General features: G+C 68.5%; 23 protein-coding genes. 9 read left to right on the forward strand and 14 right to left on the reverse strand.

Features of this window, described 5'->3' with window-relative positions:
* Positions 1-67: 67 nt before the first annotated feature.
* The 3 genes from ACWGL1_RS00345 to ACWGL1_RS00355 form a co-directional block, all read right to left on the reverse strand.
* Positions 68-1,285 carry a DUF2336 domain-containing protein gene (locus ACWGL1_RS00345; protein WP_452110844.1) on the reverse strand — a complete coding sequence of 406 codons (1,218 nt, stop codon included), beginning with the start codon at positions 1,283-1,285 and terminating at the stop codon, positions 68-70.
* 56 nt (positions 1,286-1,341) lie between these two features.
* Positions 1,342-2,331, reverse strand: coding sequence for a cysteine synthase A (cysK, locus tag ACWGL1_RS00350; RefSeq protein WP_291778190.1), 990 nt, complete (start codon positions 2,329-2,331; stop codon positions 1,342-1,344).
* A 98-nt stretch (positions 2,332-2,429) separates the two neighbouring features.
* Positions 2,430-2,912, reverse strand: a complete 483-nt coding sequence (locus tag ACWGL1_RS00355) for an Lrp/AsnC family transcriptional regulator (protein WP_291778187.1) — start codon at positions 2,910-2,912, stop codon at positions 2,430-2,432.
* Between the two features lie 85 nt (positions 2,913-2,997).
* Between ACWGL1_RS00355 and ACWGL1_RS00360 the strand changes: the two genes are divergently transcribed.
* Positions 2,998-3,909 carry an EamA family transporter gene (locus ACWGL1_RS00360; protein ID WP_452110845.1) on the forward strand — a complete coding sequence of 304 codons (912 nt, stop codon included), beginning with the start codon at positions 2,998-3,000 and terminating at the stop codon, positions 3,907-3,909.
* A gap of 133 nt (positions 3,910-4,042) precedes the next feature.
* Here the strand turns inward: ACWGL1_RS00360 and ACWGL1_RS00365 are convergent, their stop codons facing one another.
* On the reverse strand, positions 4,043-5,542 hold the full coding sequence (locus ACWGL1_RS00365) for a methyl-accepting chemotaxis protein (RefSeq protein ID WP_452110846.1): 1,500 nt from the start codon (positions 5,540-5,542) through the stop codon (positions 4,043-4,045).
* Positions 5,543-5,748: 206 nt separating this feature from the next.
* On the opposite strand from ACWGL1_RS00365, the gene fliI reads away from it, so the two are divergent.
* Genes fliI through ACWGL1_RS00380 form a run of 3 tightly spaced genes read left to right on the forward strand, consistent with a single transcriptional unit; the run spans position 5,749 to position 8,596 of the window.
* Positions 5,749-7,092, forward strand: a complete 1,344-nt coding sequence (fliI, locus tag ACWGL1_RS00370; RefSeq protein WP_452110847.1) for a flagellar protein export ATPase FliI — start codon at positions 5,749-5,751, stop codon at positions 7,090-7,092.
* Between the two features lie 16 nt (positions 7,093-7,108).
* Complete coding sequence (locus ACWGL1_RS00375) at positions 7,109-7,522, forward strand: flagellar export protein FliJ (RefSeq protein ID WP_452110848.1); 414 nt, start codon at positions 7,109-7,111, stop codon at positions 7,520-7,522.
* A gap of 3 nt (positions 7,523-7,525) precedes the next feature.
* On the forward strand, positions 7,526-8,596 hold the full coding sequence (locus ACWGL1_RS00380; RefSeq protein ID WP_338576343.1) for an endo-1,4-beta-xylanase: 1,071 nt from the start codon (positions 7,526-7,528) through the stop codon (positions 8,594-8,596).
* A 19-nt stretch (positions 8,597-8,615) separates the two neighbouring features.
* Here the strand turns inward: ACWGL1_RS00380 and ACWGL1_RS00385 are convergent, their stop codons facing one another.
* Entirely contained in the window at positions 8,616-8,996 is a 381-nt protein-coding gene (locus ACWGL1_RS00385; protein WP_312219780.1) for a hypothetical protein, read from the reverse strand.
* Positions 8,996-9,124, reverse strand: a complete 129-nt coding sequence (locus tag ACWGL1_RS00390; RefSeq protein WP_003169681.1) for a hypothetical protein — start codon at positions 9,122-9,124, stop codon at positions 8,996-8,998. The genes ACWGL1_RS00385 and ACWGL1_RS00390 overlap by 1 nt, the downstream gene beginning before the upstream one ends.
* 146 nt (positions 9,125-9,270) lie before the next feature.
* Here ACWGL1_RS00390 and ACWGL1_RS00395 point away from each other — a divergent pair, with 146 nt between their 5' ends.
* Positions 9,271-10,380 (forward strand): NADH:flavin oxidoreductase/NADH oxidase, encoded by a 1,110-nt coding sequence (locus tag ACWGL1_RS00395; RefSeq protein ID WP_338576346.1) that lies wholly within the window; start codon positions 9,271-9,273, stop codon positions 10,378-10,380.
* Here the strand turns inward: ACWGL1_RS00395 and ACWGL1_RS00400 are convergent.
* The 3 genes from ACWGL1_RS00400 to rpsD form a co-directional block, all read right to left on the reverse strand.
* On the reverse strand, positions 10,356-12,602 hold the full coding sequence (locus ACWGL1_RS00400; RefSeq protein ID WP_452110849.1) for a bifunctional diguanylate cyclase/phosphodiesterase: 2,247 nt from the start codon (positions 12,600-12,602) through the stop codon (positions 10,356-10,358). The genes ACWGL1_RS00395 and ACWGL1_RS00400 overlap by 25 nt on opposite strands.
* 238 nt (positions 12,603-12,840) lie before the next feature.
* Positions 12,841-13,233: a hypothetical protein gene (locus tag ACWGL1_RS00405; protein ID WP_291778166.1), complete on the reverse strand. Its 393-nt coding sequence runs from the start codon at positions 13,231-13,233 to the stop codon at positions 12,841-12,843.
* A gap of 162 nt (positions 13,234-13,395) precedes the next feature.
* A complete protein-coding gene (rpsD, locus tag ACWGL1_RS00410) occupies positions 13,396-14,013 on the reverse strand; it encodes a 30S ribosomal protein S4 (protein ID WP_003169687.1) in 618 nt (205 codons plus the stop codon).
* Between the two features lie 256 nt (positions 14,014-14,269).
* Here rpsD and ACWGL1_RS00415 point away from each other — a divergent pair, with 256 nt between their 5' ends.
* Positions 14,270-15,742, forward strand: a complete 1,473-nt coding sequence (locus ACWGL1_RS00415; protein WP_452110850.1) for an amidohydrolase family protein — start codon at positions 14,270-14,272, stop codon at positions 15,740-15,742.
* 67 nt (positions 15,743-15,809) lie between these two features.
* Here ACWGL1_RS00415 and ACWGL1_RS00420 read toward each other — a convergent pair whose 3' ends face one another.
* On the reverse strand, positions 15,810-16,424 hold the full coding sequence (locus ACWGL1_RS00420; protein WP_452110851.1) for a superoxide dismutase: 615 nt from the start codon (positions 16,422-16,424) through the stop codon (positions 15,810-15,812).
* A gap of 192 nt (positions 16,425-16,616) precedes the next feature.
* Between ACWGL1_RS00420 and ACWGL1_RS00425 the strand changes: the two genes are divergently transcribed.
* Positions 16,617-16,799 (forward strand): hypothetical protein, encoded by a 183-nt coding sequence (locus tag ACWGL1_RS00425; RefSeq protein ID WP_291778122.1) that lies wholly within the window; start codon positions 16,617-16,619, stop codon positions 16,797-16,799.
* 15 nt (positions 16,800-16,814) lie between these two features.
* Here ACWGL1_RS00425 and cckA read toward each other — a convergent pair whose 3' ends face one another.
* From cckA to fliQ, 4 genes are read right to left on the reverse strand one after another with little or no spacing between them, the layout of a single operon-like run.
* Entirely contained in the window at positions 16,815-18,884 is a 2,070-nt protein-coding gene (cckA, locus tag ACWGL1_RS00430; protein WP_452110852.1) for a cell cycle histidine kinase CckA, read from the reverse strand.
* A 59-nt stretch (positions 18,885-18,943) separates the two neighbouring features.
* Positions 18,944-20,020: a flagellar biosynthesis protein FlhB gene (gene flhB, locus ACWGL1_RS00435; protein WP_291778112.1), complete on the reverse strand. Its 1,077-nt coding sequence runs from the start codon at positions 20,018-20,020 to the stop codon at positions 18,944-18,946.
* A complete protein-coding gene (fliR, locus tag ACWGL1_RS00440; RefSeq protein ID WP_291778110.1) occupies positions 20,013-20,783 on the reverse strand; it encodes a flagellar biosynthetic protein FliR in 771 nt (256 codons plus the stop codon). Before fliR ends, flhB begins: the two co-directional genes overlap by 8 nt.
* 16 nt (positions 20,784-20,799) lie before the next feature.
* Complete coding sequence (gene fliQ, locus ACWGL1_RS00445) at positions 20,800-21,063, reverse strand: flagellar biosynthesis protein FliQ (protein WP_291778108.1); 264 nt, start codon at positions 21,061-21,063, stop codon at positions 20,800-20,802.
* Positions 21,064-21,254: 191 nt separating this feature from the next.
* Between fliQ and ACWGL1_RS00450 the strand changes: the two genes are divergently transcribed.
* Together ACWGL1_RS00450 and folE are read left to right on the forward strand one after the other, a co-directional pair.
* The gene (locus ACWGL1_RS00450) at positions 21,255-22,250 is read left to right on the forward strand and encodes an OmpA family protein (RefSeq protein ID WP_452110853.1); all 996 of its coding nucleotides are present in this window, start codon (positions 21,255-21,257) and stop codon (positions 22,248-22,250) included.
* Positions 22,251-22,320: 70 nt separating this feature from the next.
* Positions 22,321-22,911 (forward strand): GTP cyclohydrolase I FolE, encoded by a 591-nt coding sequence (gene folE, locus ACWGL1_RS00455; protein ID WP_291778102.1) that lies wholly within the window; start codon positions 22,321-22,323, stop codon positions 22,909-22,911.
* Positions 22,912-22,920: the final 9 nt, after the last annotated feature.

Here is a 22,920-nt window from a genome sequence, read left to right on the forward strand (position 1 = left end):
GGAGGTGATTTCTCGCTCAAGAAGCGAAGTGTGAGCTCGAATTCAGCATAGATCAGGAACGGCCATTTCAACGACCAAAGTTATCCGCCAAGGCGAGCGCCGCCGCGCGCTCGGGCGCCGAGTATTCGTCGATCATCTGGTCTTCACCATCGCGAATGGCGCGCAGCAGGGTCGGCGTCAGAGCGGATGACAGGGACCAGTTCCAGTAACGCAGCACTGTCTGGGCGCGATCGACGGCCAGCATTTCATAGGTCAGCTGCACCCGGCTCCAGTCCGGATGCACGGCGCCGTCCCCGGTCGTCTCGGGTCGACGCATGGATCGCCACAGGGTCTGAAGACTAGAACGCGTCAGCCCCGCCGCCTTGCAGAGTATAGCCACAGGCTCTCCGCCGGGATCGCCCATGATCTTGGCCGCCGTCAGCGGCTTCACCCCGGAAAGATGGCCGATCTCGCCGACCAGGTCGCGCGACAGGCCGTGGGCGGCCGCGGCGGCGACGGCGGCCTCAAGGTCAGCATAGGGGCTCTTCTCTATCGCCGCGCGATTTCGCTGACGTCTTTCAATGAACTGAAGCGCCTTGCGCGCCACCGGGTCGGCCCAGCCCTCCTCGGCCGCCAGGGCGAAGACGTCCTCGACGCTGGTCTGCATGACGTCGCGCGAGACGGCGAAACGCTGCAGGATGACGCGTCGGTCGTCCGGCCCGCACCACCAGAACATGACATAGGCCCCCGAGGGGCGCAGCTCCGGCCGCTTCAGCAGAGCCGTGCAGAGCGCGCGCGACGACCGGCTGAGAGCGATCACGCCCTCGAGGCTGGTCTGGGTCAGGCGGGCGGAGGGGTTGGCCAGGACGGCGGCGATGACCGGCTCCTCGCCCCAGCTCAACAGGGTGTCGGTCACAGCTTCCGACAGGTCGCGCCGGGCGGCCATCATCAGCCGGTGCCGGATCGTGGCGTCCCGCGCGCAGCCGATCAGATCGGCGTCCGACAGGGCGGCGCAGTCTTCCAGCAACGGCGCCGCCACCGGCGGTTCGTCGCGCAACAACAGGCGTTTCAGGGCGTCCGGCAGTTCGCCGAGAGGGGCCAGCCGCAAGGCCACGCGCCGCCGCTCCTCCAGCATCGCCGGACGCAGCACGTCGGCCAGAAGATCGCCGACCACCGCCCGCTCGAAGGCGTTGAGCCGGCTGGCGGGCAGGCTGACGACATCGGCCAGCCGACGCAGCAGCACCTGCCGCGCCGTGCGCCCGCGCGGCGTGCTCGTCTCGTTCAAACTGGCCTGGGTGTCGCCCATGACGACACCCTAGGCGTCAGCGGTTAACCAGCAGTGCAGTCGCGCTCCAAGCGACTTCACAGTCCCTCGAACAGGGCCGTCGACAGATAGCGCTCGGCGAAGCTGGGGATGATGGTCACGATGGTCTGACCGGCATATTCATCCTGCGCCGCCAGGCGGAAGGCCGCCGCCAGGGCCGCGCCCGAGCTGATGCCGACAGGTACGCCGTCCTCGCGCGCGACGCGGCGGGCCATGTCGAAAGCCTCCTCATTGGTGACCTGCTCCACGCCGTCGATGACCGCGCGGTCGACCACGGCGGGGATAAAGCCCGCGCCGATGCCCTGAATCTTGTGCGGGCCGGGCGCGCCGCCCGACAGGACGGGCGAGGCCGTCGGCTCGACCGCGATCATCTTCACCGAGGGCTTCTTCGCCTTCAGCGCATGGCCGACGCCGGTGATGGTGCCGCCGGTGCCGACGCCGGACACGACCACGTCGACGGCCCCGGCCGTATCGTTCCAGATCTCCTCGGCCGTGGTGGCCTCGTGGATCGCGGGGTTGGCCAGGTTCTCGAACTGGGCCGGGCTGACCGAGCCGGGAATTTCCGTCAGCAGTTCCTCGGCGCGGGCGATGGCGCCCTTCATGCCCTTTTCGGCGGGCGTCAGCTCCAGGCGCGCGCCCAGCAGGGCCAGCATCTTGCGCCGCTCGATCGACATGCTCTCGGGCATGACCAGGATCAGCTTGTAACCCTTGGACGCGGCGACGAAGGCCAGGGCGATGCCGGTGTTGCCGCTGGTCGGCTCGATCAGGGTCGCGCCCGGCTTGATCCTGCCCAGTTGCTCCAGCGCCTCGACCATGGCCACGCCGATGCGGTCCTTGACCGAGGCGATCGGGTTGAAGAACTCCAGCTTGGCCAGCACCGTGGCCTTGGGCTGAAGCGCCGCCGTCAGATTGGGCAGCCGCACCAGGGGGGTGTCGCCGATGGTGTCGACGATGCTGTCATAGACCCGGCCCCGCCCCGCCTTCTTGTGGCGGCTGGCGTCATAGGCGGCGTTGGAAGCGTCGGACATGGGAGGTCTCCGTGCGGGTGTCGGCTCAACAGATAAGTCTTATACGCCGCGAACAAAGCAGACCCGCGCAGGAATTCTGACGCAGGCTTTAGCGGAGCTCATCGCGCCAGGGCGCGGCGGGCGGGGTCGAAGGGCAGGACCTCGCGGATGGAGATCAGGGTCTTGAAGGCGCGGACGCGGGCGTCGTCGTTCAGCATCTCGCGGGTGAAGACCTCATAGGCCTCCATCGTCGGCACCACGACATAGAGGATCAGGTCGGTGTCGCCCGTCACATACCAGGCGGCCTGAACCTCGGGCCGTGCGGTCAGCTTGTCGATCAGGGCGTCCAGAACGGCGGTGCCCTCGCGCTCCATCTCGACCAGGACGTGCATGGTCAGGGCCCGCGCCAGGCGCGCCGGGTCGACCACGGCGACGTCGGCGATGATGACGCCCTCGTCGCGCAGCCGCCGCAACCGCCGCGACACCGCCGATTCCGACAGGCCGACCTTTTCCGCCAACAGGCGCGCGGGTTGGAGATTGTCGCGCCGGACCAGGGCCAGCAGGCGACGGTCGAAGGAATCGAGGTCGGCGTTTTCTTGCATTATCAGGGATCATACGCCTGTTTCTTGCGTCATGGCAGGTGAAATCAGCGAGAAACGCAGGCGGGTTTTGGCTAGGTTCCGCGCCATGTCCTCCCTGACGCTCGCCCTTCGCACGCCGCGCCTCGCGGCCATCCTGCCCTATCTCGCCCTGGTCGGGGGGATGGTGTCCCTTTCGGCCGGCACCTCCTTCGCCAAGACGCTGTATCCGATGGTCGGGCCGGCCGGGACAGCGGCGCTGCGCGTCGGCCTTTCGGCCCTGGTGCTGCTGGCGATCTTCCGGCCGTGGCGCACCGCCTTCACTCGCAACGACCTGCGGGCCCTGGCGGTCTACGGCGGGGTCATGGGGTTGATGAACCTCAGCTTCTACATGGCGCTGAACACCATTCCGCTGGGCGTGGCCCTGGCCATCGAGTTCATGGGGCCGCTGTCGGTCGCCCTGTTCAACTCGCGCCGCCTGATCCATTTCGTCTGGGTGGGTTTTGCGGTGCTGGGCCTGAGCCTGCTGCTGCCGCTCGACGGCGCCGTGGCGACGCTGGACCCCGTCGGGTGCGCCTATGCGGCGGCGGCGGGCCTCTTCTGGGCGAGCTACATCGTCTTCGGCAAGCGGGTCAGCCACCTGCCCAGCGGCGCGACCGTCGCCGTGGGCATGTCGATGGCGGCCGTGACGGTCGTGCCGTTCGGCCTCGCCGGCGCAGGACTGACCCTGTTCGATCCGAAGATCCTGGCGCTCGGCCTGGTCGTGGCCCTGGTGTCCAGCGCCCTGCCCTATACGCTGGACATGATCGCCCTGCGCCACATTCCCAAGCGCACCTTCGGCGTGGCCGTCAGCGGCGATCCGGCCATCGGCGCCCTGGCCGGGCTGTTCGTGCTGGGCGAGCATCTCAGCACCCTGCAATGGCTGGCCATCGCCGCCATCATCACCGCCTCGGTCGGCGCGGTGCTGACCTCGCCCTCGGACGAGGCTCAGCCGCTGCAGGACCCCGCCGCCCCCGCCTGACCACAGACGCGTTTCGATGAAGGTCCTGCTGTCCCGGCTGCAACGGCCGATTCCCAACCTGATCGCCTGCCTGGTCTTCGGCGCCGTGCTGGCCCTGCTGATGCGAGCGGCGGTGAAGCTGCTGTTCTAGGGCCTAGAACTCGGTCCATTCCTCCACCGCCGGACCGTTGGCCACGGCGCGCAGGCGCGCGCGCTGGGCCTCCAGCGCCGGAGGCGGGCCGCCGCGGCCGGGCGTCTCCCGACCTTTCAGCTCGCGCGCCCCACCCTCGTCCGCGCCCGTGCGGAAACGCCCCACGAGTTCAGCCAGGTGTTCGGCCTCGGTCTTGAGATTGGCGGCCGCCGCCGTGGTCTGCTCGACCATGGCCGCGTTCTGCTGCGTCACCTGGTCCATCTGGTTCACCGCCTGATTGACCTGCCCCAGGCCCGAGGCCTGCTCCTGGGCCGAGGCGGCGATCTCGGCGACCAGGCCGTCCATCTCATTGACCTGTTCCGCGATCGTCGTCAGGGCGCGGCCCGTCTCGGCGACCAGCTCCACGCCTTGCGCCACCTCGGCGCCCGAGGCGGCGATCAGGGTCTTGATCTCCTTGGCGGCCTCCGCCGAGCGCTGGGCGAGGGCCCGCACCTCCGAGGCGACCACGGCGAAGCCGCGTCCGCTGTCGCCCGCCCGCGCCGCCTCGACCCCGGCGTTCAGCGCCAGCAGGTTGGTCTGGAAGGCGATCTCGTCGATCACGCCGACGATGTCGCTGATCTCGGCCGATCGGCGGCTGATGCCGTCCATGGCGGCGACGGCCCGGCGCATGACGTCGCTCGACCGATCCGCCTCTGCGTGAGCCTTGGACGCGACCGTCGCCGCCTGGCGCGCGCCTTCGGCCGCCCGCTGCACGGTGACGGTGATCTGATCCAGGGCCGCCGCCGTCTCCTCCAGCGAAGCGGCCTGCTGTTCGGTGCGGCGCGACAGGTCATCCGAGGCCTGGCTGATTTCGTCGGAGCCGCCGCGCAGCGTGGCCACCGCCGCCAGCACCTGCCCCAGCGCCGTGCGCAGGCTGGCGACGGCGCCGTTGAAGTCCGACTTCACCGCCTGGTGGGCGCCCTCCATCTCATGCTCGATGGCCGCCAGGAGATCGCCGTCCGAGAGGCGGGAGAGCTGTTCGGCCAAGGCGCCGACAAGGCGAGCCTGCGCCGCCTCGGCCGCCAGGCGGGCCTGCTCCGCCCGCTGCGAGGCCTGTTCGGCCTCGGTGATGTCGACCGCCAGCTTGACCACCTTCAGCGGCCGACCGGCTTCGTCCAGCACGGGATTGTAGGAGGCTTCGAGCCAGACCTCCCGCCCGCCCTTGGCGATGCGGCGGAACTTGCGGGCGACGAAGCGGCCCTCGTTCAGTTCCCGCCAGAAGGCGCTGTAGTCGGGCGTCGACGCCTCATCGGGGTCCATGAACATCCGGTGATGCCGTCCCTGAATCTCGTCCAGGGCGTAGCCCATGGTCTGAAGCAGATTGTCGTTGGCGCCGAGAACCGTCCCGTCCAGATTGAATTCGATCACGGCCTGGGACCGCCCGATCGCCGCCATCAGGCGGTCCAGTTCCTCAAGCCGCTCCAGATCCGCAGCCTGTTTTCGCCGACGATTTCTGCTGAACATCCGACCCGCTCCCCTTCTGATTGCGGTGATGACCCTAGGCACGTCTGAGGGAAGTCTACGGCCGGAAGCTTTCTTTTTCCTTTCTCGCGCGCATAAGTTGTAACGTCAGGCCGGCTTCATCGCTCATTAACCATGATGCAGCAGTGTCCGCCCATCGGCCGCGCGCCTGGGATCGCCCCATCGCGCCTGCGGTCCAGGGGCTTTCTTTGCGCAATCTCGTCGCCGCCGTCGAAGCGATCGACCCTTTGGTCGTCACCGGCAAGGTGGCGGGCGTCAGCGGCCTACTGATCGAGTCGCGCGGCGGCCTGTCGCGTCTGGCCGTCGGGGCGCGGGCCGAGATCGAGCGGCGCGGCCAGCCGCCCCTGCCCGCCGAGGTCGTCGGCTTTCGCGAGGCCAAGGCCCTGCTGATGCCCTTCGGCCCGGTCGAGGGCGTGGCGCCCGGCGCCGACATCAGGATCATCGACACAGCCGCCAGCGTGCGCCCCACCACCGCCTGGCTGGGCCGGATCATCGATTCCTTCGGCGAACCGATCGACGGCCTTGGGCCGCTGACGCCCGGCCTCGTCCCCTACCCCTTGCGCGCCCCGCCGCCGCCCGCCCATTCGCGCGGCCGGGTGGGCGAACGACTGGACCTGGGGGTGCGGGCGATGGACGTCTTCACCACCACCAGCCGGGGCCAGCGTCTGGGCATCTTCGCCGGTTCGGGCGTGGGCAAGTCGGTGCTGCTGTCCATGCTGGCGCGACAGGCGACCTGCGACGTCGTGGTGGTCGGCCTGATCGGCGAGCGGGGCCGCGAGGTCCGCGAGTTCATCGAGGAGACCCTGGGCGAAGAGGGGCTGAAACGCGCCGTCGTCGTGGTCGCCACCAGCGACGAGCCGGCGCTGAAGCGGCGCCAGGCGGCATACATGACCATGGCCGTGGCCGAGTTCTTCCGCGATCAGGGGCTGGAGGTGCTGTGCCTGATGGACAGCGTCACCCGCTTCGCCATGGCCCAGCGCGAGATCGGCCTGGCGGCGGGCGAACCGCCGACGACCAAGGGCTATACCCCCACCGTCTTCACCGAACTGCCCAAGCTGCTGGAGCGCGCCGGGCCGGGGCCGATCCGGCCGGACGGGACCGAGGCGGGGCCGATCACCGCCCTGTTCACCGTACTGGTGGACGGGGGCGACCATGACGAGCCGATCGCCGACGCGGTGCGCGGCATCCTGGACGGCCACATCGTCATGGACCGCAAAATCGCCGAGCGCGGCCGCTTCCCCGCCATCGACGTGCTGAAGTCCGTCAGCCGCACCATGCCCGGCAACCAGTCCTCGCCCGAGCGCGAGCTGAACCGCCGCGCGCGCCAGTGCCTGAGCGCCTATTCCAACATGGAAGAGCTGATCCGCATCGGCGCTTATCGCACCGGGGCCGACCCCATCGTCGACCGCGCCATCGCCCTGAATCCGGCCCTGGAGGGCTTCTTGACCCAGGACAAGGACGACGTGACGCGCCTGGCCGACAGTTTCGACAGACTTGAAACCATCCTGAACCAAGGCATGGTGGACCAATGATCGCGGGAAACGACGCATGACGGCCTGGGCCCAATCCCTGATCCGCATCTCCAACTATGAGGTCGAGACGCTGCAGAAGCGACTGGCCGAAATCAGCGCCCGCAAGGCCGAGGCCGAAATGCGCGTCGCCGTGCTGGACGCCGAGGCCGAGGTCGAGCGTGAAAACGCGCGGCACGACCCGTCGTCGGGCATGATGCTGCAGGCCTATCTCAACGGCTGGAAGCAGCGCCGCGCCGACGCCGAAGCCGAAGTCGCCGCCGTCGCCGCCGAGGAGGAAGGCGCCCGCGACGCCCTGACCGGCGCCTTCGAGGAACTGAAGAAGTTCGAGCACGTCGCCGAGACCACCCGGCTGAACAAGCTGATGGCCGCCGCCAAGCGCGAAGCCGCCGCCTATGACGAAATGGGCCTGCGCCGCCGCGCCGAAGGCTGACACGTGATCGACCGCCGCGCCCTGCTGGCTTCGACCCTCGCGCTCGCGTCCTGCGGCGCAGGCGAAGCGCCTGTTCCGTCGCCGACCGGCCCCGTCCGCCCGCTGAAGTCTGTCGCGTCCTTCCCTGTCGGGACCGTCGCCATGTCGGGCCAATTGTCCGATCAGGACTGGTTCCGTCTGGTCTCCACCCACTTCTCCCAGCTCACGCCCGAGTGGGAGATGAAGATGGAATACATCCTCCAGAAGGACGGCTCCCTGCGCTTCGACGCGCCGGACCGCATCGCCTATTTCGCGCGTGATCTGGGCATCCGCCTCTTCGGCCACGCCCTGATCTGGTACGCGCAGGAGCATCCGTGGTTCACCGCCCTCGTCGACGACCGACCGCGCTTCATCGCCGAACACGACCGCTACATCGCCGAGGTCGCCGGGCGCTGGCGCAGCCAGATCGTCGGCTGGGACGTGGTCAACGAACCGGTCGAGGATGACGGGAGCGGCTATCGCGACTGCGTGTGGAGCCAGGGCCTGGGCGGCGTCGACGCCTATATCATCCGCGCCTTCGAACAGGCCCGCATCGCCGCGCCGGCTGCGACCTTGTTCCTGAACGATTACAATCTGGAGAACACGCCGAAGAAGGGCGCCGCCTTCCTGCGTCTGGTCGAGCGGCTGCTGAAGGCGGGCGCCCCGGTTCAGGGCATCGGCGTCCAGTCTCACCTCGACATCGAAATCCCCGACGGCCGGATCGCCGGCTTCATGAACGAGGCCCGCCAGTTCGGCCTGCCCATCCATGTCTCCGAACTGGACGCCTCTCTGAAACGCGGCGGCCGGATGCCTGACCTGCGTCCCGGCGCCCAGCGACGCGAACAGCAGACGGCGCGCGTGGCCGAACTGGCGGAAGCCTTCATGGACCTGCCCCCCGCCCAGCGCTTCGCCTTCACCGTCTGGGGCGTGCGCGACAGCGACTCCTGGCTGCGCCGCGCCGAGAACGACGACGGCAAGGACAGTCCGCTGCTGTTCAACGACGAAGGACGGCCGAACCCGCTGTTCGGCGTGCTGTCAGGCGCGTTCGGCGCCTGACGCCTCTCCAGGGCCGGGCCTACAGGCTGATCGGATTCAGCACGCGCACGGGCTGGCCGCGCTCCAGGCCCAGCTCGTCATAGGTCCAGCTGACCGTCTTGCCCTCGGGGACCAGGGCCTTGCACAGGTCAGGCGAACGGCGGGCCAGGGTCAGTTCGGCGGGATCGCCGTCCTTGATCCGCACCTCGAAGCTGGACGCCTCGGTGCAGCCGTTGGAGCCGACGACGACGTTCAGACGCTGGCCGTCGAAATCGACCTTGCGGACGGCTTCCAGCGGCTCGTCCCGAGCCGCGCTCTGGTCCGTGACGATCGAGACCTTCTCGCCGCCCTCGTTGGAATAGATGACGCAACCGCCCAGCAGCGGCAGCAGGGCGACGGCGGCGACGACGGCCAGGCGCATCAGTTCGCCTCGGCGGGGGCCGAGTGGATGACGCGGGTGGTCGGCTTCTCGGTGGCGATGATGATGCAGCCCGACAGCATGGGCGCGGCGACCGCGGCGACGGCGAGAGCGATGATGAGACGACGCATAGGTGTTCCCCTTGTTGGTTGGCGGCAAACTGCCAGGCTCGCGGTTGGGGATCACGTGAATAATCGGAAAGGGAGGCCTTGAACCCAACCGCCACAGTCATAGCTACTGTGCCCCGCCTCCCCGGGGTTCATCGAAAGATTCACGCATGAGCCTGCTGTTCACCCCGCGCGCCGTCGGGCCGCTGACGCTGAAGAACCGCATCGTTATCGCCCCCATGTGCCAGTATTCGGCCGTGGACGGCGTTCCTCAGCCCTGGCACGCCCAGCATGTGGCCAGACTGGCTCTGTCGGGCGCCGGACTCGTGGTGATCGAAGCCACGGGCGTCGAGGCCGCTGGCCGCATCTCCTGGGCCGACACCGGCCTGTGGAACGACGCGCAGGAAGCCGCCTTCGCGAAGATCATCCGCGACATCCGCACCTATTCGGACACGCCGATCGGGATTCAGCTGGCCCACGCCGGACGCAAGGCCTCGACCAATCCGCCGTGGATCGACCGGGGCGGCCCGGCCCCGGCGGACAAGGCGTGGGAGACCTTCTCCGCCTCGGCCCAGCCCTATCGCGACGACTGGCATACGCCGACCGCCCTGGACCAGGCGGGCATGGACCGCGTGGTCGCCGCCTTCGTCGATGCGGCCGAGCGCGCCGACCGCGCCGGGTTCGACCTGGTCGAGCTGCACGCCGCCCACGGCTACCTGCTGACCCAGTTCCTCTCGCCGTTGTCGAACGAACGGACGGACGAGTACGGCGGCTCGCTGGAGAACCGGATGCGCTTCCCGCTGCGCGTCGCCCAGGCCCTGCGCGACGCCTGGCCCCGGACCAAGGCCCTCGGCGTCCGCTTCAACGGTTCGGACTGGACCGAGGGCGGGATCACCCCGGACGAGGCCGCCGTCTTCGGCCAGGCCCTGCACGAGATGGGCTATGACTACCTGCACCTGACCAGCGGCGGCAACGTCGCGACCGCGCGCATCCCAGGCGACCAGCCGGGCTATCAGCTTCCCTTCGCCGAGGCGGTCAAGGCGGCGGTCCCCGAGGCCAACGTCATGGCCGTAGGCATGATCGTCACGCCGCAACAGGCCGAAGCGGTGCTGACCGAGGGCAAGGCCGATCTGATCGCCGTCGCCCGCGCGGTTCTGGACGACCCGAACTGGGGCCATCACGCCGCCGTCGCTCTGGGCGCGAAAGAGGCCCTGCCCGTCCAGTACGAACGGGCGGACGCGACGCACTGGCCGGGCTACGCCGCCGCGCGCTCGGCCTGAGGCTCGGCGGCTTCCGTCGCCGCGATCCTGACCACGCCGTTCAACAAGGCGTCGGCCTCGGGCTGAGGCCGACCCAGCAGGTAGCCCTGCACCTCATTGCAGCCCTGGGCGCGCAGGAAGGCCAACTGCTCCGCGGTTTCGACGCCTTCGGCCAGGACCGGGATCGACAGACTTTCGCCGATGGTCAGGACGGCGCGGATGATGGCCCGCGACTGCGGCGCCTCGCCGTCCAGTTCGGTCATGAAGGAGCGGTCCAGCTTGATCTTGTCGAAGGGGAAGGCCTTCAGCGTCGACAGGGAGGAATAGCCCGTGCCGAAGTCGTCCATGGCGATGCTCACGCCCAGGGCCTTCAGTTGGCGCAGCACATGGGTGGTGCGCTCCATGTCGGTGATCATGGCCGTCTCGGTGATCTCCAGCTCCAGGCGCGACGGCGCCAGGCCGGTCTCCAGCAGGATCTGGTGCACCAGACGAGGCAGGTCGACGTGGCTCAACTGGACCGGCGACAGGTTCACGGCGATGCGATGCGGCTCGGCCCAGGCGGCGGCCTGACGGCAGGCCTGGCGCAGCACCCATTCGCCGATCGGCAGGATCAGACCGTTCTCCTCGGCCACAGGGATGAAGTCGGCCGGCGAGATGTAGCGGCCGTCGTGATCCTTCCAGCGCAGCAGAACTTCATAACCGGTAGCCTTGCCGGTGCTGACCGAGGCCTGCACCTGATAGTGCAGCTCGAACCGCTCATTCTCAAGCGCCTCGCGCAGGGCCTGGGTCACACGACGGCGCGCACGGACCGCCTGGTCCATGTCCGCCTCATAGAAGCAGACGTCCTGGGTCAGGGAGGCCTTGGCGCGATACATGGCCAGGTCGGCGTTGTTGATCAGGGTAGAGACGTCGTGGGCGTCCTCAGGCCACAGCGCCACCCCGATGCTGGCGCCGCAGGACAGGTCGGCGTGGTCGAGGGTCACGGTCTGAACAACGGCCTGACGCAGGCGCTCGGCGACAGCGCGAGCCTCGTCGCGGTCGGCGACCGAGGCCAGGGCCAGGAATTCGTCGCCGCCCTGACGCGCGATGAACTCGCCCTCGCGCAGCGCCCCCTTCATCCGCTGGGCGATGACGCACAGCAACTGGTCTCCAACCGCGTGACCGTACAGATCATTGACTTCCTTGAACCGGTCCAGGTCCAGGGCGAACAGGGCCAGGGCCTCCCCCTCGGCGGCGGTCTGCTTCTGGCGGGTCAGACGCTCCAGGAAGGAGGCGCGGTTCGGCAGACCGGTCAGGCTGTCGTTGCGCGCCAGATGAGCGATGCGGCGCTCCTGGGCCATGCGGGCGCGCAGGTCGCGTACGGCGTAGATCATGGTGCGGCTGCGCGCGGTGAGGTCGCGACGGGCCGATAGTTCGACGGGAATCTCCTGTCCCTTCGCCATCAACACGGTCTGGGTCACAGCCCCGTCATCGAGACGGCGGGCGTCCTGCACCCAGGCCTCCAGATCCGAGCCGATCAGGGCCTGGCGATCCGCGCCCGTCAGTTCCGCCAGCACTTCGTTGACGGCGACGATGACGCCGTCCCGCTCGATCGCCATGCCGTCCACGCCGGTCTCGAGCAGGTACTGCAGGCGTTCACGGTTCTGCGCCAGAGCCTCGCGGTCCAGAGCGTGGCTGGCGGCCCCGGCGCCCAGAACCAGCAGGCCCACCCCGGCCACGCCCAGCGCCAGCACGTCACGCGCGTTCTCGCCCGTCAGCATGCCGTCCAGCGGCGCCAGGGGGATGACCGTCATCGCCGCCATCGCGGTGAAGTGCAGGCAGACGATGCCCAGCACCATGGCCGCTCCGCCCTTCAACCGGGCGTAACGGTCGTCGGCCGACGCCAGATGGAAGCTCAGAGCGCCGAACAGCACCGAACCGGCGACGGATACGGCCAGATAGACGGCCGACCAATGAACCACGCCCTCGACCGACAGGGCCGCCATTCCCACAAAGTGCATTGCCGCCACGGCCGCGCCGAACAGGATCCCGCCAGCCTCGACGGAGAACCGGCGGCGCATGGAGGCGGCCGCCAGCGCCAGGCCGACGCCCAGAATCGCCACCGCCAGGGAGACGCCCGTCAACAGCGGCTCATAGGCCGTCTCGACGCCTGGCCGATAGGCGATCATGGCCACGAAGTGCGTACACCAGATCGTCGCCCCGCCCGCGACGGCGCCCAGGAAGAGCCAGGACAGACGAGCCATCCCTGCGTTCTCCCTGACCCTTTCAACAGTCCTGTGGTGATGAAGCTGCCCAGCAGGCAGATCAGGGCAGCGAGGGCGACGAGCCCCAGATGATGCTCGTCGGTAAGGCAGGTCAGGACACGCATGGAAGACGCCGGGGAGGAAAAGAGCCGGCCGTTCTAACTCCCAGGCATTAACCCTGGCTGTTTCGATATGGATAAAGGAAAGTTGAAAAAGGCCGCCCTAACGGCCTTCGCCCTCACTGGCTGATGGCTACGGCCGCGCCGTCCATCATGTAGGGGTTGTTGACCACGACATTGGCGCCGGGCGGCAGGCCCAGTTCCTGGAAGGTCCATTCGACCTGGACCCCGCCCTTGATCGGACGGGTGCAGCGATCCTCGTCCAGGCGGCGCAGGGTGATGACCGCCGAATCCTTGAGCCGGGTGATGAAGGGCTTCACGTCGCTCTTGTCGGTGCAGCCGTTGGAGCTGACGCGGAACACGGCCAGGTCGCGGGTGAAGGCGGCGGCGTGGATCGGCTCCAGCTGGCCCGGCATCCCTTCGGTCCGCACCAGCGAGCCCGGCTTCTGGGCGCAACCGGTCAGGACGACGGATAGCGCCACAGCGGCGCAGAAAGCGATCCGATATCTCATTTCAGCCTCCCGCGGCTCGATCCTGACAGCCGGCGCAACATGCCTTGGTTTGGCCCAAAAGGGAACCGCCGCTGCGTCGGATAAGAAAAAGAGGCCCCGGCGAGCCGGAGCCTCTTCTTGATCCTGAAACCGCGCCCGACGGATCGGGCAGGTCCGTCGAACTTACGAGGAGTAGTATTCGACGACCAGGTTCGGCTCCATCTTCACCGGGTACGGAACGTCGGACAGTTCCGGCACGCGGCCGTAACGGACCGAGAAACCACGATCGCCCAGTTCCAGATAGTCAGGCAGGTCGCGCTCGCTCGACTGCTGGGCTTCGAGCACCAGAGCCATGTTGCGCGACTTTTCCTTGACCTCGATGACCTGGCCCGGCTTGACGCGGTACGAACCGATGTCGACCTTCTTGCCGTCCACGGTCACGTGGCCGTGCGAGACGAACTGACGGGCGGCCCAGACGGTCGGCACGAACTTGGCGCGGTAGACGATGGCGTCCAGACGCGATTCCAGCAGACCGATCAGGTTTTCCGAGGTGTTGCCCTTGCGGCGGGCGGCTTCGGCGTAGGTCGCCGCGAATTGCTTCTCGGTGATGTTGCCGTAGTAGCCCTTCAGCTTCTGCTTGGCTTTCAGCTGCAGGCCGAAGTCAGAGACCTTGGACTTGCGGCGCTGGCCGTGCTGGCCGGGGCCGTAGGAACGCTTGTTGACGGGAGACTTGGCGCGACCCCACAGGTTTTCACCCATGGCCCGGTCGAGTTTGTACTTGGCGCTGTGGCGCTTGGACATGTGTCACTCTTCATCATGATGCGGCCCGGCCCCTCCCCTATTGGAGCGGCGATCTCAACGGCGGTCCACGCATCGTCCGTAATAGACATCGCGCCTCGGGCGAAACCCGGTGCGAGAAGGCCGGGCTTATGAAGGCGGCGAGGCCGGGAGTCAATGTCGGCGGCCTTGGCCCAGCATGACAGAAAGGAAACTTGAGCCCGCAGCCTCCGCCCGTGCAGTTGTCCGAACCAGAAGCAACAGCTCAGGAGGAGACGACATGATGGGCAAGCTCTGGCGCACGGCGGCGACGACCCTGGCCGTCCTGACGGCGACGGCGGCGCAGGCCGGCGAGGCCGACCGACCCGACGCCCTAGTGCTTTCCGGTCGGATCATCGACGGCTCGGGCGCGGCGCCGATCCCTCATGGCCGGGTCGTGGCGATCGACGGCGTCATCACCTGCGTCGGCAAGGCGGCCGATTGCGCCGCGCCTCCAGGCGCCGTTTTCATCGACGCGGGCGAAGGCAGCATCATGCCGGGCCTGATCGATCTGCACGCCCACCCGCGCCCCCACTACTACGGCTGGTTCCTGGCTTCGGGCGTGACCACGGTGCGGTCCGCCAACACCGATCTGGCGATGGTCCGGGCCCTGAAGGCCCTGCCCGCGCCGCAGACCCGTCTGGTCTGGGCCGGGCCGATGCTGGACGGCGAGAACAGCATCATCAAGCGCTTCTACCCTGCGGCGGAGCCGGACGGGCCGTCGCCCGCGCGCCCGGCCGACGGCCCGTCCCTGGAAGGCGTCGAACTGTTGATCGCGGGGACGCCCGAGCAGGCGATCGCCGCCGTGGACGCCCTGGCGGCGGAAGGCGCCGACTGGGTCAAGCTGTACGAACAGCTGCCGCCCGACGCCTTCGCCGCCGCCGTTCAGCGCGCCAGGGCGTTGGGCCTGCCGACCATGGCCGATCTGGGCATGGCCTCGACGCGCGGTCTCGGAGGCGCGGAGGTCGATCTCCTTCAAGCCGCCGCCTTGGGCCTGGACAGTCTGGAGCACGCCAGCGGCGCGGCCCTGGCCTACCGTCGTCTGGGCGGCGATCTGGACGCAGACGTTCTCGATCCAGCCCTGATCGATCAGCTGGCCCGCGCATTGCTGACGGCGCAGACGGCGCTGGTCCCCACCCTGTCCGTCTCCCACTTCACCGCCGAGACGCAATCGCCCGATCCGGTGTTGGCCGATCTGCCGTTGGGCGATGCGCAGGGGTCGGTCCGCGGCGGGCTGGATCAGCAATGGCGCGGCGTCCACCAGCATTTCCACGCCAATGCCGAGAGCAACGACAAGGCGAGACTGGACGCCCGCATCGGCGCAGCCGTGATGGTGCGTCTGGCCCAACTGGGCGGCCGCATAGGCGCAGGCTCCGACACCCCCGCCGGCGCCTACAACCTGCCTGGCGGCGGTCTTCATCTGGAAATGGAGCTGATGACCCGCGCGGGCCTGAGTCCCCTCCTGGCGCTGTCGTCGGCGACCGGAACCGCAGCGGACATCCTGCAACGCGAGGACATCGGCCGCATCGCCGTGGGACGCCGCGCCGACCTGCTGGTCGTGGAGGGCGACCCGTCGCAGGACATCCGCGACACCCGACGCCTGCGTCAAATCATACTGGACGGTCAGGTCCTTGACTCCGCCCTCCTGAAGAACAGGGCCCTGCAGGACGGCGAGGCGCTGCTGGCCGCCGTCATGGCCGAGCAGGCGGACTAAATGAAAACGGCCGCCGCTTCCCTTCGGAAACGGCGGCCGCAGATCAGGCGCTCAGACGCCGGGGCGCTCAGCCCTTGGCGGCTTCGTACAGTTCGTTGACCTTGTTCCAGTTCACCACCGACCAGAAGGCCTTGAGGTAGTCGACGCGGCGGTTCTGGTATTTGAGGTAGTAGGCGTGCTCCCACACGTCGGCGGCCAGAAGGACGGCGCCCTTCTCGTCGGCCAGGTCCATCAGCGGGTTGTCCTGGTTCGGGGTCGAGGTGACTTTCAGCTTGCCGTCCTGCAGGATCAGCCAGGCCCAGCCCGAACCGAACTGACCGGCGCCGGCGGCGTCGAAGTCGGCCTTGAACTTGTCCATGCCGCCCAGTTCGGCGTCGATCTTGGCGGCCAGTTCGGCCGAGGGCGCGCCCGCCTTGTCGGCCGGGGCCAGCAGTTCCCAGAACAGGCTGTGGTTCCAGTGGCCGCCGCCGTTGTTGCGGACCGCCTTGGGCAGCTTCGACATCTGGGCGAACAGATCTTCGAGCGACTTGCCCTGCATGGAGGCGTCGGCGTCGATCGCCTTGTTCAGGTTGTCGACGTAGGTCTGGTGATGCTTGTCGTGGTGGAAGGTCATCGTCTCCTTGTCGATGGCCGGCTCCAGCGCGTCATAGGCGTAGGGCAGCGGGGGCAGGGTGAAGGCCATGGGAGACTCCTCTTTACGGCGTTTGATTCCTCTGGACCCTATCTAGGGCCGCGCGCGACATACCCAAGCCTTGAACGTCGCCTTTGTTCACAATTCTCGAGCCAAAGCCGATTTTCGGAACCTAAAGCGCGAAATAGCTGTTTTCCGAACGCCCCTGACCGTCTTTCCGGTCGCTTTTCAGGGCGGTGCGCCATGTCTGGTCGTTCTCGCGACGCCTTCCTCTCCGACGCCGAAGCCGAAAGCCTGCGCCTGCAGTTGCTGGAAGTGATTCCGCGTCTCCGCCGTCATCAGCTGATCGATCTCGCCGACACCCTGCACGAAGCCGCGCGGGAGCGGCGCTGGTCGTCGGACGATCGGCTCGACCTGAGGGCCTGACGCCCTCGCCCGGCATCAGCCCGCGTGAAGCTCCTGCTTCACCCGTTCGGCCAGGGTCTTGATGTCCAGCGGCTTGGGCAGGAAGGAGACCCCCACCTCGTCCTGCAGCAGGTCGGAGAAGTCGCTCTCGGCATAGCCCGAGATGAACATGACCGGCGCGTCGCCAAGGAAAGGCCGCGCCTTGCGCAGCAGCGAAGGCCCGTCCAGCCCCGGCATGATGACGTCCGAGATCAGCATGTCGATCTGGCCCGCCCATTCCTCGGCCAGGACCAGGGCCTCCTCGCCGTCGGCGGCCTCGATCACCTCATAGCCGCGCTGGCGAAGCAGGCGGGCGGCGATGCCGCGCACGGCGGCCTCGTCTTCGACGAACAGGATGCGGCCGGCGCCCGACAGGTCGCGCGGCGCCTTGACGACCTTCTCGACCACCGGGGCCTCGACCAGTTCCTCGGCCGTGGCGGCGGGCAGGAAGATGCGGAAGGCCGCCCCCGCGTTTTCCAGATTGGCGACCGTGATGTGGCCGCCCGCCTGCTGGGCGATGCCGTAGACGGTGGCCAGTCCCATGCCCGTGCCCTCGTTCACCGCCTTGGTGGTGAAGAAGGGCTCGAAGATCTTGTCCAGCAGGGCCGTCGGCACGCCGGGGCCGGTGTCCGACACCTCGATCAGGGCGACGTCCTCGGACGCCTCGCGCCAGCCCAGATCGCGCGCCTGCGCGCCAGTCAGACGACGGGTCTTGATCGTGACCACGCCGGCGCCCGGCTCGACCACGCCGCGCATGGCGTCGCGGGCGTTGACGGCCAGGTTCATCACCGCCGTCTCCAGCTGGCTCTTGTCCGCCAGCACCAGCGGCAGGTCGCGGCCGTAGTCGGTCTCCAGCCGCACGTCCTCGCGCAGCAGACGACGCAGCAGCACGGCGAACTCGCCGACCAGTTCGCCCAGATCCAGCCGTTCGCGCCGCACCGTCGACTTGCGCGAGAAGGCCAAGAGCTTCCGCACCAGATCGGCGGCGCGGATGGCCGTCTGGCGAATCTCGTTCAGCCCCTCATAGGAGGGATCGCCGACCGGGTGCCGCTCCAGCAGGCCGCTGAGTTGCAGCTGGATGGCCGTCAGCAGGTTGTTGAAGTCGTGCGCCACGCCGCCCGCCAGCTGGCCCACGGCCTGCATCTTCTGGGCCTGCGACAGCTGCAGCTCCATCGACTTCTGCGCCGCCACGTCGAACAGCCAGACGCGACGCCGGTCGCCTTCGGGCGCGACGTAGAGGTGCAGCTGGCGATCCGGGTGGGCGCGGGCGATCAGCTCGATCGGGCCGGACGACCCGGCCTCCAGCTTGGTCCTGGCCTCGGCCACGCCCGTCGGGTCGAACAGATGGCCGAAGGCGGCGTCGCCCGAGGCGGCCGGGCCGGTCAGCAGGGCCAGGGCCGCGTTCGGCTCCTCGACCCGGCCGGCGAACAGGTCCTCGCCGCCGATCACCGCCGAGCCGAAGGGGGCGCCTGCGGCCATGGCGCGGGCCTCGCCCGTCGGGGCGGCGGGCTGGGGCGCGGCGGGCGCGGACGGAGCCAGCGGCAGGACGGCGTCGGGCGCGGCGCGGACCAGGAAACGCCCCTGCCCCGCCTGGCCGATCAGCACCTCGATCTCACGCGCGCCGATCTGGACGATGGCGCGGCCCTGATGTCCCTCGCGCGCCTGGGCGAAGGCCATGTAGAGAGCTTGCGCCGACTTGCCGCGCGGCAGGGTGGTGACGGCCCCGTTCTCCTCGGCCCAGGCGGCGTTGTAGGCCAGCACCTGCCCCGACGGCCAGACGAGGGCGGCGGGCTCGGCCATGGCGTCCAGCATCTCGACCGCCGTGTCGCCCGCTGCGGGACGCCGCTCGGACCGGCCGAACGCCGACAGCCAGATCAGCGCCGTCGCGCCCGCTGCGAAGATCAGGATCAGCCCCGGCGCGGTGAAGGCGCCGGCCCGAAACGCCGGATAGGCGATGGCCGCGATCGCCATGGCGAAGCCGACCGCCATCAGGACCAGCCACGGATCGAAGCGCGGGCGACGCACGGCGCGAGCCTTCTGGCGGTCCTGCGGTCGGGAAATGGTCATGGCGTCTCGCCCGGGCGAATCAGGGTTCGTCAGCATACGCCGTTCCTCCACCGTCGCCCTCATCGCCGCTTCCTCTGCTGCATGACGAAGCCGATGACCTTGGCCGCCGCCTCGAAATGTTCGCGCGGAATGATGTCGTCCACCTCGACCGCCGCATAGAGGGCGCGGGCCAGGGGCACGTTCTCGACGATGGGCACGTCGTGCTCCCTGGCCACCTCGCGGATGCGCAGGGCCAGGGCGTCGACGCCCTTGGCGACGCAGACGGGCGCGCCGTCGCCCTGATCCGGCTCATAACGCAGGGCGACCGAATAGTGGGTCGGGTTGGTGATGATGACGGTGGCGTCGGGCACGGCCTGCATCATCCGCTGACGACCGCGCTGCATACGGATCTGACGCAGCTTGGCCTTTACGTGCGGGTCGCCTTCGGACTGTTTGAAGTCTTCCTTCAGCTCTTCCTTGGTCATCCGCATCCGCTTGGCGAAGCGCATCCGCTGCCACAGATAGTCGGCCCCCGCCGTCAGCCCCAGAAACACCAGGGCCGACAACATCAGCGCCAGGGCCAGGTCCCGCGCGAAGGGCAGGATGGAGGCCGGGCTCATGGCGGCCAGGTTCTCAAGCTCGCGCGTGTGGGGCTTCAGCACCCACCAGCAGACAAGGCCGATGGCGACCAGCTTGATGAAGGTCTTGAGGAACTGCACCAGACCGTCCGGGCCGAAGATGCGCTTGAAGCCCTCCAGCGGATTCACCTTGGACCATTTGGGCTTGATCTTCTCAGTGGTGAAGATGAGGCCGGACTGCGCCAGATTGCCGCCCGCCCCGCCCAGGATGACCGCGAACATCAGGGCCGCCAGAAAGGGCGCCGCCGCCCAGACGGCGCGCATGCCGATCTCGACGCCCGCCCCCGCCTCCAGCCCGCCGATCATGGCGTGCGGTTGGGCCAGGAAGGGAGTCAGCGCCTCGGCGATCCGGGTCGAGAACCAGCCGCCGCCGGCCAGCAGCACGCCCGCCGCCCCGGCCAGGGACAGGGCGGCCGCCACGTCCGGCGACTTGGCGACGTCGCCCTTCTTGCGCGCATCCTCGAGTTTTCGCGGGGTGGCGTCTTCTGTTTTCGACTCGGGATCGGGGCCGTCAGCCAACGGCGCCTCCCGTGAAGAAGGCCGCCACCGAACGGTAGCGGTCGATGAAGACCGTCCCCAGCACGCCCAGGCTCAGGGTGAACACCGACAAGCCCAGGATGACGCTGAGCGGCGCGGCGGCGAAATAGACCTGGAAGCTGGGCATGACCCGCGCCACCAGCCCGGAAGCCAGGTTGAAGATCAGGGCGAAGACCAGCACCGGCGCCGCCAGCTGCACCCCCAGCATGAAGCTCTGGCTCAGGGTCCGCACCGCCATGGCGGTGAAGTCCGACACGATCAGCGGCCTGGCCGGGGCGATGGCCTCATAGGAGCCGACCATGCCGCCGATGAACAGGTGATGGGTGTTGGTGGCGAACACCAGGGTCACGCCCAGCAGCATCAGGAAGGCCGACAGGGTCGTGCCGGGCTGGGCCTGCAGGGGGTTGGCGGTCTGGGAGAAGCCGAGCGTCGTCTGCAGGGAGACGATCTCGCCCGCCGTGGTCATGGCGGTCATGAAGCTGCGCAGAATGGCGCCGATGGCCAGGCCGGTCAGCACCTCGCGGATCACCCAGCCGACGGTGGCCCCCAAGGTCGCCGGAAGGGCGGGCAGGCTGCTTCCCACGATGGGCCACAGCGCCAGCGACAGCACCAGAGCGAGCGACAAGCGCACCCTTGGCGGCACATAGGATTCGCCGAAGCCGGGCAGCAGCATCAGGATCGCCCCGACGCGCGCGAAGATCAGCCCCCCGGCCCAGACCTGTTCCGCCGTGGCGTAAGGCTCCATGCCCTCTCGCCCTCGCCTACATGCCCGCGATGCGGGCGGCGATCTCGCGCATGAAGCCGCCCAGAAGCGCGCCCATCAGCGGCAGGAACAGCAGCAGCGACACGAAGACGGCGACGATCTTGGGCGCATAGACCAGGGTCTGCTCCTGGATCTGGGTCAGGGCCTGGAACAGACCGATGGCCACGCCGACGACCAGGGCCACGATCAGGGCCGGCAGGCACAGCTGGATCGTCAGCCACAGGGCGTCGCGACCCACATCCAGAACTTCCGCGCCGTTCATCGCCGATCCCCGAAGCGCCCCGAACACACGCGCGGGACAGTGGGCAGAAAATGCCGACAGGATGGTTAACGCGACGTTAGGACGAGAGAAGGAGGTCAGGGTTCCGGTCGAGGCCGTTTCACGCGATTGACAACACCGGCGACTAGACGAACGGTTTCGCCCTCCTCGATTCCACGCCTGAAGGATGCCCCATGAAACCGTTCCTGCGTCTCGCCTCCGTCCTGATGATCGCGGCCTCGGCGTCGCTGGTCGCCGCGTGCGACAACAAGGCGCCGGAACAGACCGAGACGACCGCGGCTCCGGCCGAGGGCGCGTCGGCCGCCGCAACGGGCGCCTTCGACGTGAACGGCGTGGCGCTGTCGACCGCCAGCCTGGGCGACTTCCCCTATCTGCGCCTGCCTGAGGGCTACAAGCCGCAGAACAGCGAGACGCAGGATTTCGCCGACTTCCCCTTCTGGACCGGATCACGCTTCGAGATGGTCGAAGGCCGCATCCATCAGGTTCGGATCACCAACGACAGCGACAAGACCTTCTCGAGGCTGGAACTGCTGCGGAACATGGAGCACGCGCTGAAGGACGCCGGCGCCGTGCGCATCTTCGACGGTCAGATCCCGAGTGAAGCCGCCCATGCCCTGCCCGAAGCCGTGCAGCTGGCCGCGCTGGACGGCCTCGGCGACATCTACAACGACCCGTCGCAGACCTGGATCATCCGTCAGGCGGACCGCACCGTCTGGGTCCACCTGCATGTCGGCAGCGCGTCCGGCTCCCTGGCCGTGGCCGAGGTCAAGACCCTGGTCCCGACCGCCGGCCTGCTGCCCGCCAGCGAACTGGCGCGCAAGATCGCCGCCGACGGCCGCGTCGCCGTGCCGGTCGAGTTCGCTCTGGACAAGGCCGACATCCTGGACGCCTCGCGACCTCAGATCGACGCCGTCGCCCAACTGCTGAAGGATGATGCGACCCTGCGTCTGTCCGTCGAGGGCCACACCGACAACACCGGCGCGCCCGCGCGCAACCGCCCCCTGTCCGAGGAACGCGCCCGCGCCGTGGTCGCCGCCCTGACGCAGCAGGGGATCGACGCCCAGCGACTGGAGGCCAAGGGCTTCGGCGCCGACAAGCCCGTCGCCGACAACGCCAGCGACGAAGGCCGCGCCCGCAATCGCCGCGTCGAGCTGGTTCGTTTGTCCTGAGCCGGAAAGAGACTGTTTTAAACAGCGGCGCCGTTTCCAAAACCGGCGCAGGGGGGGTATGCAGCCTGTCATGAGCGACCAGACCCCCTTTTCCCCCGCCGTTTCCCAGGAAGAAGCCGAAGCCGCCGTCCGCACCCTGATCCGCTGGGCCGGCGACAACCCTGACCGCGAAGGCCTGATCGAAACGCCCAAGCGCGTGACCAAATCCTATCGCGAGCTGTTCCAGGGCTATGAGGTCGAGCCGCGCGACTATCTAGAAAAGACCTTCGAGGAGGTCGGCGGCTACGACGAACTGGTCGTGCTGAAGGACATCCGCTTCGTCAGCTTCTGCGAACACCACATGCTGCCGGTGGTGGGCAAGGCGCACGTCGCCTATCTGCCGACCGACCGGGTCGTCGGCATCTCCAAACTGGCCCGCGTGGTGCGCGGCTACGCGCGCCGCCTGCAGATCCAGGAGAAGATGACCTCCGAGATCGCCAACGCCATCCAGGACGTGCTGCGTCCGCTCGGCGTCGGGGTGGTCATCGAGGCCGAGCACAGCTGCATGACCATGCGCGGCGTCGACGTTCCGGGCGCCAGTCTGTCGACCAGCTGCCTGCTGGGCGCCGTCCGCGAAGACCCGCGCACCCGCGAGGAGTTCCTGCGGCTCGTGCGGGGGTGAGGCCAGGCT

The organism is Brevundimonas sp. NPDC055812, assembly GCF_053616535.1.

Coding starts and splice junctions, on each gene's coding strand:
- ACWGL1_RS00345 (WP_452110844.1), bottom strand. CDS start 1,285: ATGGGCGACACCCAGGCCAGTTTGAACGAGACGAGCACGCCGCGCGGG.
- cysK (WP_291778190.1), bottom strand. CDS start 2,331: ATGTCCGACGCTTCCAACGCCGCCTATGACGCCAGCCGCCACAAGAAG.
- ACWGL1_RS00355 (WP_291778187.1), bottom strand. CDS start 2,912: ATGCAAGAAAACGCCGACCTCGATTCCTTCGACCGTCGCCTGCTGGCC.
- ACWGL1_RS00360 (WP_452110845.1), top strand. CDS start 2,998: ATGTCCTCCCTGACGCTCGCCCTTCGCACGCCGCGCCTCGCGGCCATC.
- ACWGL1_RS00365 (WP_452110846.1), bottom strand. CDS start 5,542: ATGTTCAGCAGAAATCGTCGGCGAAAACAGGCTGCGGATCTGGAGCGG.
- ACWGL1_RS00375 (WP_452110848.1), top strand. CDS start 7,109: ATGACGGCCTGGGCCCAATCCCTGATCCGCATCTCCAACTATGAGGTC.
- ACWGL1_RS00385 (WP_312219780.1), bottom strand. CDS start 8,996: ATGCGCCTGGCCGTCGTCGCCGCCGTCGCCCTGCTGCCGCTGCTGGGC.
- ACWGL1_RS00390 (WP_003169681.1), bottom strand. CDS start 9,124: ATGCGTCGTCTCATCATCGCTCTCGCCGTCGCCGCGGTCGCCGCGCCC.
- ACWGL1_RS00395 (WP_338576346.1), top strand. CDS start 9,271: ATGAGCCTGCTGTTCACCCCGCGCGCCGTCGGGCCGCTGACGCTGAAG.
- ACWGL1_RS00400 (WP_452110849.1), bottom strand. CDS start 12,602: ATGGCTCGTCTGTCCTGGCTCTTCCTGGGCGCCGTCGCGGGCGGGGCG.
- ACWGL1_RS00405 (WP_291778166.1), bottom strand. CDS start 13,233: ATGAGATATCGGATCGCTTTCTGCGCCGCTGTGGCGCTATCCGTCGTC.
- rpsD (WP_003169687.1), bottom strand. CDS start 14,013: ATGTCCAAGCGCCACAGCGCCAAGTACAAACTCGACCGGGCCATGGGT.
- ACWGL1_RS00415 (WP_452110850.1), top strand. CDS start 14,270: ATGATGGGCAAGCTCTGGCGCACGGCGGCGACGACCCTGGCCGTCCTG.
- ACWGL1_RS00420 (WP_452110851.1), bottom strand. CDS start 16,424: ATGGCCTTCACCCTGCCCCCGCTGCCCTACGCCTATGACGCGCTGGAG.
- ACWGL1_RS00425 (WP_291778122.1), top strand. CDS start 16,617: ATGTCTGGTCGTTCTCGCGACGCCTTCCTCTCCGACGCCGAAGCCGAA.
- cckA (WP_452110852.1), bottom strand. CDS start 18,884: ATGACCATTTCCCGACCGCAGGACCGCCAGAAGGCTCGCGCCGTGCGT.
- fliR (WP_291778110.1), bottom strand. CDS start 20,783: ATGGAGCCTTACGCCACGGCGGAACAGGTCTGGGCCGGGGGGCTGATC.
- fliQ (WP_291778108.1), bottom strand. CDS start 21,063: ATGAACGGCGCGGAAGTTCTGGATGTGGGTCGCGACGCCCTGTGGCTG.
- ACWGL1_RS00450 (WP_452110853.1), top strand. CDS start 21,255: ATGAAACCGTTCCTGCGTCTCGCCTCCGTCCTGATGATCGCGGCCTCG.
- folE (WP_291778102.1), top strand. CDS start 22,321: ATGAGCGACCAGACCCCCTTTTCCCCCGCCGTTTCCCAGGAAGAAGCC.